Source organism: Streptococcus mitis, from assembly GCF_002096735.1.
In the GTDB taxonomy this organism is placed as follows: Bacteria; Bacillota; Bacilli; order Lactobacillales; family Streptococcaceae; genus Streptococcus; species Streptococcus mitis_CZ.
This window is the reverse complement of record NZ_NCVC01000004.1, coordinates 1-15094: the sequence shown is the minus strand read 5'-3', so window position 1 is coordinate 15094 and position 15094 is coordinate 1. Positions and strand designations below refer to the sequence as shown.

Below are 15094 nucleotides of genomic sequence, written 5' to 3'. Positions count from 1 at the left end.
GAATTAAGGTAAAACTAAAAGGACTTAGCCCTGTACAATACAGAACTAAATCCTTTGCTTAAATTAATTGTCTAACTTTTTGGGGTCAGTACAAATTATGCTGACTTTTTTCTATCTTATAAAGTATTGGATATATGAATCTCATTTGATAAAGTATTAAGATGATTAACCAAATCCATTATTGACAGATGATTTTGACAAATAAACTTCTTGGTAATTCCTGGAATATAGAAATTAGACACGATGATATCATAACCTGTCTGATTTAAAATCTCAGGGCTTGTTTCTAATTCATCCCAAGTATCAAAGGTGAATCGATTGTTACAATAGTATGTAAGCATATCCTTTAAAGTAAGTGATAGGGCGTGGTCAAAGTTACTGATAATCAAAACCTTGATAGGTGGTCGATTTTCTAACAACTGAGTAGAGAGGTTTTCAGCATGGGTTAAGATGGTGTACATCAAGTGTTCCAACTGTTCAGGATGGTCATGCTGTCCAATCGCCTGACGGTATTGGGCTAGTTCTTGACGTGCACTCCCCATAAAGTCTGGGAAGTAAACTTCAAATTTTTTAATCGTCAATGCTTTTTGTTCAAATAAGATTGGGGTAGAAAAGATTTCCTGTCTTTCAAAGAAAGCAGTGTTGTGCAAATACCAAATAAGCTCATCGTGGTTGGTAAAAGTAATCTTATATTGTTTTGATAGGCGTTCTAATATTTGACTAAGTAATTGGTATGAGTATCTAGCTTCACTGTTTTCTTCTAATGAATTAAAGAACTCTTGAGGATCTAAGAAAAGATTGTTTTGAATAAAGGAAATAAAAATTTGTGCGATGATATCTGGAGTGATTTCCAGTCCCAGTTTTTCAGAAAAATGGACAAGTATCTCCTCAAAGTTTGGAATACTCATCAAAAGAGGGTAGTATTCATCGTTAAAATGATTGGGTAAGTCGACGAAATGACCACTTTTGATGCGGTAAATACTGATAGCTATCATCAATTTATACATTCTATAAATTGAAAATCGCATCGGGTAATTCGTGATTTTATAGAAGAAATCAGCAAACTCTGTTAAATCCTCTTCAGGAAGGTCAGGAAAAGGCCAGTCTAGGAAATAATAGCGCTCAGAAAAATATTGGGCAAAAAAATAGCGAATATCGATTTCATTCCCACGTATTTCGGATGGAGTAAATGATAGTTCAATTTGGAATTGAGTTGACAGAGTTTTTGTAATATTTCTGCCCAATCGATAGAGGTTGGCATTACTAGAGTGAAGATTTTCTATTGTTCGATAAATAGGTAGGCCCTCATTAAAAAACAGATACTCTAGTAATCGAAAAGATTGAGAATGAGCAAGAAAATATTGATAAACATCTTCAACGCTAGTATTAACTTCTAAATCTATCATAATTCCGTTAACAGAAGACTGGATATCGATAGTTGGAAAGGCAGCACGCAATTCATTTAAATCACTTTTTAAGATTCGTTCAGTACATCCTAATTCGTCGGCAAGTTCATGTAATTTCATCCAATCACGATGTTGGATTAGGGTTTCCATTAAACGTAATTGTCGCTGATCTTTCGTAGATAAAAGGTTACGCATATAGGTATTTTCCTCCTAAATTATATTGTATCATAATTATGATTCTGTTGTACAAAAAAACAAGAATTAAAAATATGTACATTAAATTCAAAAAAAAAAAAAAAAAATATGGCTCCATGGTACAAAAATCAGATATATTAATTTCATAGATAATATTGATTAATGGCTCAAATAGTTGTAAATTGTAAACTATAAAATACTATCTAGGAGTTTGAAATGAAACATTCACATAAGAAATCATTTGACTGGTATAGCATGCAACAACGATACTCTATTCGTAAGTATCACTTTGGTGCGGCTAGTGTCTTGCTCGGGACAGCCTTAGTCTTGGGAACTGCTGCCAATGCGCAATCAGTACAAGCGGAGGAACAACATCCTGAAGCAACTAATAGTGTTTCTGTTGATAAGGTAGAAGAAGCTACTAAACCAGCAGAAGTATCAACACCTAAAAAAGAAACAACTTATGCAGCTCCAACTGTAGCTAATCCAGTAGAAACGACTCCAGTTAAAACTGAAGAAGCTACTAAAACAGCAGAAAAAGTTGAAGAAGCAAAAGACAAAAAAGAAGAAGTAACGCATCAAGATGCTGTTGACAAGTCAAAATTGTTAACGGCTCTTTCGCGTGCTAAAAAATTAGAAAGCAAGTTATATACAGAAGCAAGTGCTGCTAACTTGCAAGCAAGTATCCAAACTGGTCAAGGTTTGCTTGGGAAAGCAGATGCGACTGAAGCTGAAGTATCAGCAGCAGAGTCATCTATCCAATCAGCTATTATTGGTCTAGAACTTCGTTCTAACTCTGATAAAGGAACTGTATCAGAAACTCCTGTAGTGAAGAAAGCTGACACAGCAGAAGCCAAAGAAGAAGCTAAACCGGCTGCAACAACGACTGATCGTTCAGCTGTTGACAGAGCTGTTTTGCCGACTAGCACAGCTGCTAAAGTAGAAACAACTTCAGCTCCAGAATCTACTAATGAAATCTTGAAACCAGGTTTGAGCCTTTCTGATGCTCGCCAAAATCCAGCTATCCGTAAGGAAGACTTGGATAAAGGGCATAGTGGTTTTAGAGCGGCTAGCAATCCAGCCAACCCAATTGTCTCAGGTTCTGGAAATACAGTTGCATTTGCAGATATTAGTCAAGGTGGTCGTAGTTATAGTTTCCGTGGCTACGGGAACTCACGTGGTGGTAATTCAATTCATTACGATGTAACAACAGTACGTCAAGGTAATAAATTGAATTTCACAATCAAATATTCTGGTCCGGGCGAATTTGTTAATAATAACTTTATCTTGGATAAAGGGGATGGATTTGGAAATCCTTCCAATGCGACAATCACAACTCCAAGGTTAAGAGATCAATCAAAACCTATTAGCCAAGGTGCCAACTACGTATCTCACTCAGGATACAGTATGACCTCTGCTACTTCAACAAATACGGAACAAACAATCAGATTTAGTTTGCCAATCAATAATCCAAATGGTGACTTGTCTGTTCGTTTGAAACCTGTTACTTTTAACGTGGACCAAGGTGGTGGCGGTGCCGCTACTAGCAATGACCCATACAGCAACTCCAACTATTATCATAGAGCAAATCCACTATACTTGGATGCAAACCCTTATGGTGGTACTAATAATAAGACTGTTTCAGAAGACATTGACTTCCAAACTGTCTATCTTCCAACTAGTAAGTTACCAGAAGGTCAAACTAGATTAGTTCGAGAAGGTGAAAAAGGCCAACGTCAAATTACCTATAAAGTTCATCGATTTGGTAGCGAAACAATTTTAGGATTGCCAATTAGTAATAGTGTTACTAAAGAAGCTAAGCCACGTATTATGCAAATTGGTGTGGCTAAAGAGCTAATCGATACAGTAAAACCACGTGTTGATCAAAATAAAGTCGGTGATACAAATAACCTCACTTTCTATCTTGATAACGATGGCAACGGTGTTTATACTGAAGGTGTAGACGAACTTGTTCAAAAAATTGCTATTAAAGATGGAGCCAAAGGTGAAAAAGGAGACCAAGGCGAACGCGGTCTAACTGGAGCTAAAGGTGAAAAAGGAGACCAAGGTGAACGCGGTCTAACTGGAGCCCAAGGTGCTAAAGGTGAAAAAGGAGACCAAGGCGAACGCGGTCTAACTGGAGCCCAAGGTGCCAAAGGTGAAAAAGGAGACCGAGGCGAACGTGGACTCACTGGAGCTAAAGGTGAAAAAGGAGATCGAGGTGAACGCGGTCTGACTGGAGCCCAAGGTGCCAAAGGTGAAAAAGGAGACCGAGGCGAACGTGGACTCACTGGAGCTAAAGGTGAAAAAGGGGATCAAGGCGAACGCGGTCTCACTGGAGCTAAAGGTGAAAAAGGAGACCAAGGCGAACGCGGTCTCACTGGAGCTAAAGGTGAAAAAGGGGATCAAGGCGAACGTGGACTCACTGGAGCTAAAGGTGAAAAAGGAGACCAAGGCGAACGCGGTCTCACTGGAGCTAAAGGTGAAAAAGGAGACCGAGGTCAGGCAGGTCGTGACGGTGTAACTCCAACCGTAACCGTTAAAGATAATAAAGAAGACGGTACTCACACTATCACTATTAACGACGGTAGAGGTAATGTTACAAATACTGTTGTAAGAGATGGTTTCGATGGAGCAAGCCCATTAGTTGCGACTCAACGAAATGAAGCTGATAAAACAACAACTGTTATCTTCTATTATGATCAAAATGACAACAACGAATTTGATGCAGGAGATACAAAACTAAAAGAAGTTGTCATTGCAGATGGTGCCAAAGGTGAAAAAGGAGACCAAGGTGAACGTGGATTAACTGGGGCACAAGGTGCTAAAGGTGATCGAGGCGAACGTGGTGAAACAGGGGCAGCAGGACGTGATGGTAAAACGCCAGTAATTACTACAGCTCGTGGTAAAGATGGTCATAGTACTGACATTACATTTACAATTCCTGGAGAAGAGCCTGTTGTAGCTAACATTAAAGATGGTAAAGATGGACGTACACCAACCATCGACTTAAATGCCTTAGCTGAAGCAGCAGCAAGATTAAACAATCAAAGAAGCGGAAGAGTAAGAAGAGCATTATCTGATGATGCAACTGCTGCAAAACCAAAACCAAAAATAAATGGTAAAAATGGGCTACGTATAACATCGTACTTTGATAATAACCATAATGGTGTATACGATCCAGATGTAGATGAATTAATTGATGAAGCTGATATTCCACCTGTAACAGATGGAATTAATGGTCAAGATGGACGTGACGGACGTAATGGTGCTGAATTATTAAGTGGGCCTAAAGCACCAACAGCAGATGATGGTAAAGATGGCGACACTTATATCGATGCAACTACAGGTGATGTTTATAAGAAAGAAAACGGAACTTGGGATAAGATTGGTAACATTCGTGGACCTCAAGGTCTAAAAGGTGAAGATGGAGTTGCAGGACCACAAGGGCTACAAGGACCTAAAGGGGACAAAGGTGCTCAAGGTCTTCAAGGTGAGCGTGGTCAAGACGGAGCACAAGGTTTACCAGGACGCGATGGCCGTGATGGCGCAGCAGGTCGTGACGGACGTGATGGCCGCGACGGTAAAGACGTCTTGAACGGCAAAGTTAACCCAGAAGCAAGCCAAGGTAAAGACGGCGATAAGTACGTCAATACAGAAACAGGCGACGTCTTCGTTAAGAATAACGGCAACTGGGATAAAGAAGGCAACATCAAAGGACCTAAAGGGGACAAAGGTGCTCAAGGTCTTCAAGGTGAGCGTGGTCAAGACGGAGCACAAGGTTTACCAGGACGCGATGGCCGTGATGGCGCAGCAGGTCGTGACGGACGAGATGGACGCGACGGTAAAGACGTCTTGAACGGCAAAGTTAACCCAGAAGCAAATCAAGGTAAAGACGGCGATAAATACGTTAATACAGAAACCGGCGACGTCTTCGTTAAGAATAACGGCAACTGGGATAAAGAAGGCAACATCAAAGGCCCTAAAGGGGACAAAGGTGAACAAGGTCTTCAAGGTCGTGATGGTCAAGACGGAGCACAAGGTTTACCAGGACGCGACGGACGTGATGGCGCAGCAGGTCGTGACGGACGAGATGGACGCGACGGAAAAGACGTCTTGAACGGCAAAGTTAACCCAGAAGCAAATCAAGGTAAAGACGGCGATAAATACGTTAATACAGAAACCGGCGACGTCTTCGTTAAGAATAACGGCAACTGGGATAAAGAAGGCAACATCAAAGGACCTAAAGGGGACAAAGGTGAACAAGGTCTTCAAGGTCGTGATGGTCAAGACGGAGCACAAGGTTTACCAGGACGCGACGGACGTGATGGCGCAGCAGGTCGTGACGGACGAGATGGACGCGACGGAAAAGACGTCTTGAACGGCAAAGTTAACCCAGAAGCAAATCAAGGTAAAGACGGCGATAAATACGTCAATACAGAAACAGGCGATGTATTCGTTAAGAATAACGGCAACTGGGATAAAGAAGGCAACATCAAAGGACCTAAAGGGGACAAAGGTGAACGTGGAGAAGATGGTAAGACTCCAGAAGTAACGGTAACTCCAGGTAAAGATGGTCATAGTACCGACATTACATTCACTGTTCCAGGTAAAGATCCAGTTACAGTAAATGTTAAGGACGGAGAAAATGGTCTAAACGGTAAAACTCCAAAAGTTGATTTGCTTCGTGTCGAAGGACAAAACGGAAATCCATCTCATACAATTGTGACATTCTATACTGATGAAAACAATGATGGTAAATACACACCAGGAACTGATGAACTTCTAGGTTCTGAAATGATTAAAGATGGTGCTAAAGGTGCGGACGGACGTGATGGTAAATCATTGCTTACTGTCAAAGATGGTAAAGAAACTAAAGTTTACCAAGAAGATCCAGCACATCCAGGTCAACCATTGAACCCAGAAAAACCTCTAGCAGTTATTAAAGACGGAGTGGACGGAGTCTCTCCAACAGTAACAGCTGTTCGTAAGGATGAAGAAGGTCATAAAGGTGTAGAAATCACTGTTGATAACCATGATGGTTCACAACCAACTACAGTCTTTGTTCAAGATGGTGCTAAGGGAGAAACTGGTGCAACCGGTCAGGATGGACAAACTCCTACAATCACTACTCAACGTGGACAAGATGGCCAAAGTACTCTTGTAACTATCACAACACCAGGAAAAGATCCAGTAACCTTTACAGTAAAAGATGGTAAGAATGGTAAAGATGGTCGTACACCAACTATTAATTTAAAAGAGTTAGTAGAAGCAGTTAGAAGAGGTGCTGGATTAGTTGGAAATTCACAACCTTCAACATCTAGAAGTGCAAGAAATAGAAGATCATTACCAGATGAAAATAGAAGTGCAACTGATTCATCAGAAACACCACAACCAACTACTACAGGTTCAACAGGTTCACAACCATCAGCTACAGGCTCAACAGCATCACAACCAACATCAACTCAACCTAAACCATCAGGTGAATATGCGGGAACCGAAATAAAAGCATATTATGATAATAATAATAATGGTGTATTTGATGAAGGTGATGAGTTGATATCAAGTACTGTTATTCCTCCTGCTCCAAAAGGAGAGAATGGTAATGATGGTAAAGATGCTATAAGAGGAGCTGAATTATTAAGTGGAGTTACTGCCCCAACTGCTAATGATGGTAAAGACGGTGATACTTACATCGATGCTAACACAGGTGATGTTTACAAGAAAGAAAATGGTTCTTGGAACAAGATTGGTAATATCCGTGGACCTCAAGGAGTAGCCGGTGAAAAAGGCGACAAAGGTGAAAAAGGTGAAAAAGGTGAAAACGGAGCTAATGGAGCAGACGGTAAATCACCAGTTGTAAATGTAACGGACAATGGAGATGGAACACACTCTATTACTGTTAGAAACCCTGATGGTTCTGAATCAACAACTAAAGTTAAAGATGGTAAAGACGGTAAAACTGCCAATATCACTACAACAGAAAATCCAGATGGAAGTCATACAATTACTGTAACAAATCCAGATGGATCAACTAAAGAAACAGTTGTTAAAAACGGTAAAGACGGTAAGACTCCAAAAGTTGAAGTAACGGATAACAATGATGGAACTCATACTGTTAAAGTTACGGATGGAGACGGTAATGTTACGAATGCTATCATCAAAGATGGTAAAGATGGTAAAGCTGCAACAGCAACAACTACTGAAAATCCAGATGGAAGCCATACAGTAACAATTACAAATCCAGATGGAACTAAGAATGAGTTTGTCGTTAAGAATGGACGTGACGGTGTTGACGGACGTACACCAACCGCATCTGTTCGTGATAATGGAGACGGAAGTCATACAATCGTTATTACAAATCCAGAAGGTGTGACAACTGAAACCACAGTTCGTGATGGTAAATCACCAAAAGTTACTATAACTGATGAACAAAATGGAACTCACAAAATCTCAGTTCTAAATGGTGACGGCACAACTACTGAAACAATCATTAAAGATGGTAAATCACCAGTAGCAACTGTTACTGACAACCATGATGGTACTTACACAATTCGTGTAGAAAACGGTAATGGTACTGTTTCTGAAACCACAGTTCGTGACGGTAAATCACCAACTGCTAAGGTTGTGGATAACGGAGATGGAACTCACACTATCACAGTTGTGAACTCAGACGGTACAACTACAACAACTACAGTTCGTGATGGTAAAGAACCAAAACTTGAAGTGATTGATAACAACAATGGTTCACACACTATTAAAGTGACAGGTGCTGATGGTAAAGAAACTACAACTACAATCTTTGATGGTAAATCACCAAAAGCTAACATCGTTGATAACGGAGACGGAACTCATACATTAACAATCGTAGATTCTGATGGTCGTGAATACAAATCTATTATCAAAGATGGTAAAGACGGTAAAGATGGCGTTTCACCAAGTGTAACTGTTAAAAATAATAACGATGGAACTCACGTTGTAACAATCACTAATCCGGATGGAAGTAAGACAGAAATGGTGATTAAAGACGGTAAAGATGGTAAATCACCAAAAGTTTCTGTTGAAGATAATGGTGATGGTAGTCATACAATCACAATCATCAATTCTGATGGAACTGTGACAAAAACAGTTATTAAAGATGGCAAAGATGGTAGAGATGGACGTGATGGTCGAGACGGCAAAGACGGAAAATGTGGATGCCAAGACAAACCAGTAACACCATCAAATGACAAACCAGTTCCTCCAACACGTAATGTGCCAGAAGGACCAACGTTTGCAATGCCAGAACCACCAGTTCATGAATTGCCAGAATTCAACGGTGGTGTGCCAGGAATGCCAGAAGTTCATGAATTGCCAGAATTTAACGGTGGAGTACCAGGTATGCCTGAAGTTACTGAAGTACCAGAATTAGATATGCCAACAGTACCAGCACAACCAACACCAAGTGTACCGGTTAAACCTGTGCCAGCGCAACCAACACCAAATGTACCGACACCAGAAGTGCCAGTACAACCAACTCCAGTTGTTCCAACACCAGAAGTACCGGTTAAACCAGTACCAGCGGTTCCAGAACAACCAGTAGTACCAACACCGGCTCAACCAGCAACTCCAGTAAATGCTAACCCAGTAGTTCCAACTACAGTTAAAGAAAACCATGGTGACAAATTACCTGAAACTGGAAGCCAATCTGATTATATCTCTGTTCTTCTAGGTAGCGGTATTCTATTGAGCCTATATGTAGGACGAAGAAAGGAAGATTAATCAGCCAAAAGCAGTCACTAATTTCTCGAAAGAAGATGATAAGTGATAGATCTCGAATGAAAGAATATTCTTAGAATGATTTTCCTATGATGGAAAAGACTGCTAAAAACCTTGAGTGGTAACGCTCAAGGTTTTTTTGGATGTCTGATGTTTGTCTGAAAATCTTGATTGAGTCTAAAAATGCCACCCTATTAGGTGGCGATCATTGATTTAGACTTTTAAAAATTCTTTATTTTTTACTGAACTGCTGCGAGCAAGTCTTGAGCTTGTTTTTCAATTGAGTTTAGGACTGTTTCTTCGAGAACCAATTTTCCGTCTGCCCAGGCAGAGTCGTTGACACGTGCAGCAGTGAAATCACCAACGACTTGTGTACGGATAAATGGCAAGAGGTCCTTGTAGATAGAGAAAAGTTGATCGTGACCTGCATTGGCTACAGATGATACTGTGACAAACTTGTCTTGAAGAGCAGAAGCGCCACGTGTATCAGATAAGTCAAGGGCACGAGATAGCCAATCAAGCAAGTTTTTCACTGTTCCAGGGATAGAGAAATTGTAGACTGGAGAGAAAATCCAGATAGCATCCGCAGCGAGAACCTCTTCACGAGCAGCAGCTACAGCTGGATGAGTTGGAACTTCCAAATCTTGGCTGAAAAGAGGAAGGGCTGAATAATCAAGATAGCTAACTTCTGCTTTACCAGCAAGTGCTTTTTCAGCTTCGAGAGCCATTTGGTGGTTGAAAGAACCTTGGCGTAGTGATCCGACGATAAATAATACTTTTTTAGACATGATATGTCTCCTTTTTCTTAAAATTTCGAGAATTACCTCGTTGTTATAAAATATATTACAACAAAACAAAAGGACTTGCAAGAAATTTGCTCAGAGTTTATTTGAAAATTATAAAATTGCTGAAACTCTAGTCAGTTGCCACTGGAAAAGTAAGAACTGTTTTTTGGATTTTATAGGAGTATTCCAATATTCTCTTGTAATATAATTACATAAGTGCTAAAATAAACAAGAAAACTCGCAATAGAAACCGCATAACAGCTATTTTCCGGTATCATTTCATAAATCATTAAAGGAACAATAATGGCATTGAAGAATGCTTCTAAAAAGGAGTGGAGATCATGTAAGGCAAAGATTAACAAGTGACAGACAAAAGAAATAATAATACACTTGTTAAAGGAGAAAAAATGTTAATAAGAAATTATCGGAAAAATATTGGCCTGATGGCCGGAGTTGAGTTTTTTGCATTTCTAGGGATTACCAGTTTTTGGATTCTCTTTCTCAGTCAAAACGGAATGTCTCTTTGGCAGATTGGACTTCTGGAGAGTATTTTTCATACGACCAGTCTTCTCTGTGAAATTCCATCTGGTATGTTAGCTGACCGCTATTCCTATAAGACCAACCTTTATTTAAGTCGTATAGCAGGAATTGTGTCTTCTATTCTCATGTTGGCTGGGCAAGGAAATTTTTGGATTTATGCACTAGCTATGGCGATAAATGCCTTGTCTTATAATTTTGATTCAGGAACAAGCGCAGCAATGGTTTATGATTCAGCCGTGGAAGCTGGACTCAAGAAGCGTTACTTATCTATTTCAAGTTTTATGTCAGGAGTAGCAGAAGGAACTCGGTCTTTGGGGACAGTATTGGCGGGATTTTTTGTCCATGGTCAATTGCACCTGACCTACTATATCATGATTGCCACTTCTATCATAGTTCTTTTCCTGATTTGGATGCTGAAAGAACCTAGTGTCAAGCTAGAAAAAGCTGATAGTGTGACCATGAAACAGATTATTTGGACTGTTAAGGAAGAGTTGGAGCGAAATCCCATGCTCTTCAACTGGATGATTTTGTCTCAGATTGTTGGGACACTTATGTGCATGTTTTATTTTTACTATCAAAATCAGTTACCGGATTTAAGTAGCTGGCAAATTTCAGCAGTTATGCTACTTGGAAGTCTCTTGAATATCCTTGCAGTCTATCTAGCGAGTAAGATTGGAAAGAAATATGCTGCCTTGAAGATTTTCCCTCTTCTCGTCCTGCTGACTGGAGTCACCTATATGCTGTCCTACTTTGGAACACCTCTAATCTATATTTTGATTTATTTGATTAGTAATGCTCTATATGCTCTTTTTCAGCCGATTTTTGACAATGATTTGCAAGAGCGCCTTCCAAGTGAAGTAAGGGCAACCATGCTGAGTGTCTACTCTATGATGTTTAGCCTAAGTATGATTGTATTCTTCCCACTGACAGGGTGGTTGATTGACCATTTAGGCTTTGTAGTAGCATTTCTTTATCTAGGATTCTTTTTAGTCATGATTAGCCTTCTACTGCCTGTATTTTTAGGAAAAATGGCTAAAAGAATAGATGATAAACTAATTCCATAAATTAAAAGAAATTCTAAAAACTTGAGTACCAAAGCTCAAGTTTTTTAATAGGTCGATTTTGGAGCTGTCTTTACTTTTCTTGCTCGGTTTTAAACAAGAAAAATCGGTTTGCTTTGAAGGAAGAAATAAAGTGCGATTGTTCTTATATTCACTTGTAATAAAGCCCAATAGATGGTAAAATAGACGAGTGAAAAAAAGACAAAATAAAGCAAAAAATAATCTACTGTGGCAGTATGGTCTAGGGATGACGATTTTGTTTGTGGTTATCAGTGCTTCCTTTCTGTATCTAGTGTTTCTGAGTATGAAACCTTATCAAACAGCTAAAAGTGAAGGAGAAAAATTAGCTCAGCAGTATGCAGGATTAGAGCAGGCTGATCAGGTTGACTTATACAATGGCTTGGAATCCTATTATAGCGTTCTTGGTCGTAATAAAAAACAAGAAGCACTTGCTGTCCTGATTGGAAAAGATGACCATAAGATTTACGTTTATCAGCTAAATCAAGGTGTTTCACAAGAAAAAGCAGAAGCCGTTTCTAAGGAAAAAGGAGCTGGCGAGATTGACAAGATCACCTTTGGCCGTTATCAAGAAAAGCCAATCTGGGAAGTCAAGTCAGGCTCTGATTTTTATCTAGTAGATTTTGAAACAGGAGCATTGGTCGATAAGGAGGGCCTATGAAACTATCCAACCGTGTTTTAGAAATGGAAGAAAGTGTCACTTTAGCTAGTGATGCGAGAGCAAAAAAATTAAAAGCTCAAGGTAAGGATGTCCTTTTCTTGACCTTGGGACAACCAGATTTTCACACTCCTGAAAATATTCAAGATGCAGCAGTTAAAGCTATTCGAGAAGGACAGGCTTCCTTCTATACAGTAGCTTCAGGTCTACCAGAATTAAAAGCTGCAGTGAATACCTACTTCGAGCGCTACTATGGCTATTCTGTCGCAAGTAACGAGGTTACCTTTGCTACAGGTGCCAAGTTCTCCCTATATACTTTCTTTATGGCTGTAATCAATCCTTTAGATGAGGTTATTATTCCAACTCCATACTGGGTTAGTTATGGAGATCAGGTCAAGATGGCAGAAGGGATTCCAGTCTTTGTTCAAGCTAAAGAAGACAATGATTTTAAAGTCACAGTGGATCAACTAGAACTAGTTAGGACAGATAAAACAAAGGTTTTGGTTCTCAATTCACCATCTAATCCGACTGGTATGATCTATACTCGTGAAGAATTACTAGCTATCGGAAATTGGGCAGTTGAGCATGACATTCTGATTTTAGCTGATGATATATACGGTCGCCTTGTTTATAATGGAAATGAATTTGTTCCAATCTCAAGTCTATCAGAAGCAATTCGCAAGCAAACCATTGTTATCAACGGTGTATCTAAGGCCTATGCCATGACAGGTTGGCGGGTAGGTTATGCAGTGGGTGATCCAGAAATCATTGCTGCTATGAGCAAATTGACAGGTCAAACAACTTCTAACCTAACTGCTGTTTCACAATATGCAACTATCGAAGCCCTAACTGGACCGCAAGATTCTGTGGAAGTTATGCGTCAAGCATTTGAAGAACGTCTCAATACCATCTATCCACTCTTGTGTGAAGTCCCTGGTTTTGAAGTTGTCAAACCACAAGGAGCTTTCTATCTCTTCCCAAATGTTAAAAAGGCAATGGAGATGAAAGGCTATAGCGATGTAACAGCATTTACAACGGCTATTCTTGAAGAAGTTGGTCTGGCACTCATAACAGGAGCTGGCTTTGGAGCGCCAGAAAATGTGCGCCTTAGCTATGCGACAGACTTAGACACGCTTAAAGAAGCAGTTAAACGCTTGAAAGCATTTATGGAAAAATAAAAGAAAAAGAAAAAGAAAAAGAAAAGGAAAAATAATGACAAAACGTGTAACGATTATTGATGTAAAAGACTATGTTGGTCAGGAAGTGACGATTGGAGCTTGGGTTGCCAACAAATCAGGAAAAGGGAAAATTGCCTTCTTGCAATTGCGTGATGGAACAGCCTTCTTCCAAGGTGTAGCCTTTAAACCAAACTTTGTAGAAAAATATGGTGAAGAAGTAGGACTTGAAAAGTTTGATGTCATCAAACGATTGAGCCAAGAAACTTCTGTTTATGTGACAGGGATTGTCAAAGAAGACGAACGTTCTAAGTTTGGCTATGAGTTGGACATTACAGACATCGAAGTAATCGGTGAATCTCAAGACTACCCAATTACACCAAAAGAACACGGAACAGACTTCTTGATGGACAACCGTCACTTGTGGCTCCGTTCTCGTAAGCAAGTGGCTGTTATGCAAATCCGTAACGCGATCATCTATGCGACTTATGAGTTCTTTGACAAGAACGGCTTTATGAAGTTTGATAGCCCAATCCTTTCAGGAAACGCGGCTGAAGATTCAACTGAACTCTTTGAAACTGACTACTTCGGGACTCCAGCCTACTTGAGCCAATCAGGTCAGCTTTACCTAGAAGCAGGGGCTATGGCCCTTGGTCGTGTCTTTGACTTTGGTCCAGTATTTCGTGCTGAAAAATCAAAAACACGCCGTCACTTGACTGAGTTCTGGATGATGGATGCAGAATACTCCTATTTGACACATGATGAGTCACTTGACTTGCAAGAAGCTTATGTAAAAGCTCTTCTTCAAGGTGTTCTTGACCGTGCTCCTCAAGCCCTGGAAACCTTGGAACGTGATACAGAGCTCTTGAAGCGCTACATTGCAGAGCCCTTCAAACGCATCACTTACGATCAAGCTATTGACCTCTTGCAAGAGCATGAAAATGATGAAGACGCTGACTACGAACATCTTGAGCATGGTGATGACTTTGGTTCACCACACGAAACGTGGATTTCAAACCACTTTGGTGTGCCAACATTTGTCATGAACTACCCAGCAGCTATCAAGGCCTTCTACATGAAACCAGTTCCTGGGAATCCAGAGCGCGTGCTCTGTGCAGACTTGCTTGCACCAGAAGGATATGGAGAAATCATCGGTGGATCTATGCGTGAGGAAGACTATGATGCCCTTGTTGCTAAGATGGATGAACTTGGCATGGATCGTACAGAGTACGAATTCTACCTTGACCTTCGTAAATACGGTACAGTACCACACGGAGGATTTGGTATCGGTATCGAACGTATGGTGACCTTCGCAGCAGGAACAAAACATATCCGTGAAGCTATTCCATTCCCACGTATGTTACACCGTATCAAACCGTAAATAAAAAAATCACAGTAAAAGGTGTACTGACCCCAAAAAGTTAGACAATTAATTTAAGCAAAGGATTTAGTTCTGTATTGTACAGGGCTAAGTCCTTTTAGTTTTACCTTAATTCGT

The 15094-nt window shown here is 40.1% G+C and carries 7 protein-coding genes; 5 read left to right on the top strand and 2 right to left on the bottom strand.

All coding sequences use genetic code 11. The annotated features are described in order from the left end of the window. Nucleotides 1-116 precede the first annotated feature (116 nt). Nucleotides 117-1601, bottom strand: a complete 1485-nt coding sequence (gene pclR / locus B7703_RS00065; RefSeq protein WP_084923132.1) for a virulence transcriptional activator PclR — start codon at nucleotides 1599-1601, stop codon at nucleotides 117-119. A gap of 216 nt (nucleotides 1602-1817) precedes the next feature. Between pclR and pclA the strand changes: the two genes are divergently transcribed. Continuing rightward, on the top strand, nucleotides 1818-9362 hold the full coding sequence (gene pclA / locus B7703_RS00060) for a pneumococcal collagen-like adhesin PclA (RefSeq protein WP_084923130.1): 7545 nt from the start codon (nucleotides 1818-1820) through the stop codon (nucleotides 9360-9362). Between the two features lie 236 nt (nucleotides 9363-9598). Here the strand turns inward: pclA and B7703_RS00055 are convergent, their stop codons facing one another. After that, the gene (locus B7703_RS00055) at nucleotides 9599-10147 is read right to left on the bottom strand and encodes an NADPH-dependent FMN reductase (protein ID WP_084923128.1); all 549 of its coding nucleotides are present in this window, start codon (nucleotides 10145-10147) and stop codon (nucleotides 9599-9601) included. A 404-nt stretch (nucleotides 10148-10551) separates the two neighbouring features. Here B7703_RS00055 and B7703_RS00050 point away from each other — a divergent pair, with 404 nt between their 5' ends. The 4 genes from B7703_RS00050 (at nucleotide 10552) to asnS (ending at nucleotide 14977) form a co-directional block, all read left to right on the top strand. Further along, a complete protein-coding gene (locus B7703_RS00050) occupies nucleotides 10552-11748 on the top strand; it encodes an MFS transporter (protein ID WP_084923127.1) in 1197 nt (398 codons plus the stop codon). 187 nt (nucleotides 11749-11935) lie between these two features. After that, nucleotides 11936-12424 (top strand): cell wall elongation regulator TseB-like domain-containing protein, encoded by a 489-nt coding sequence (locus tag B7703_RS00045; RefSeq protein ID WP_004258967.1) that lies wholly within the window; start codon nucleotides 11936-11938, stop codon nucleotides 12422-12424. Beyond that, entirely contained in the window at nucleotides 12421-13599 is a 1179-nt protein-coding gene (locus B7703_RS00040; RefSeq protein ID WP_084923125.1) for a pyridoxal phosphate-dependent aminotransferase, read from the top strand. Before B7703_RS00045 ends, B7703_RS00040 begins: the two co-directional genes overlap by 4 nt. 34 nt (nucleotides 13600-13633) lie before the next feature. Next, entirely contained in the window at nucleotides 13634-14977 is a 1344-nt protein-coding gene (gene asnS, locus B7703_RS00035) for an asparagine--tRNA ligase (protein ID WP_084923122.1), read from the top strand. The last annotated feature ends 117 nt before the right edge of the window (nucleotides 14978-15094 follow it).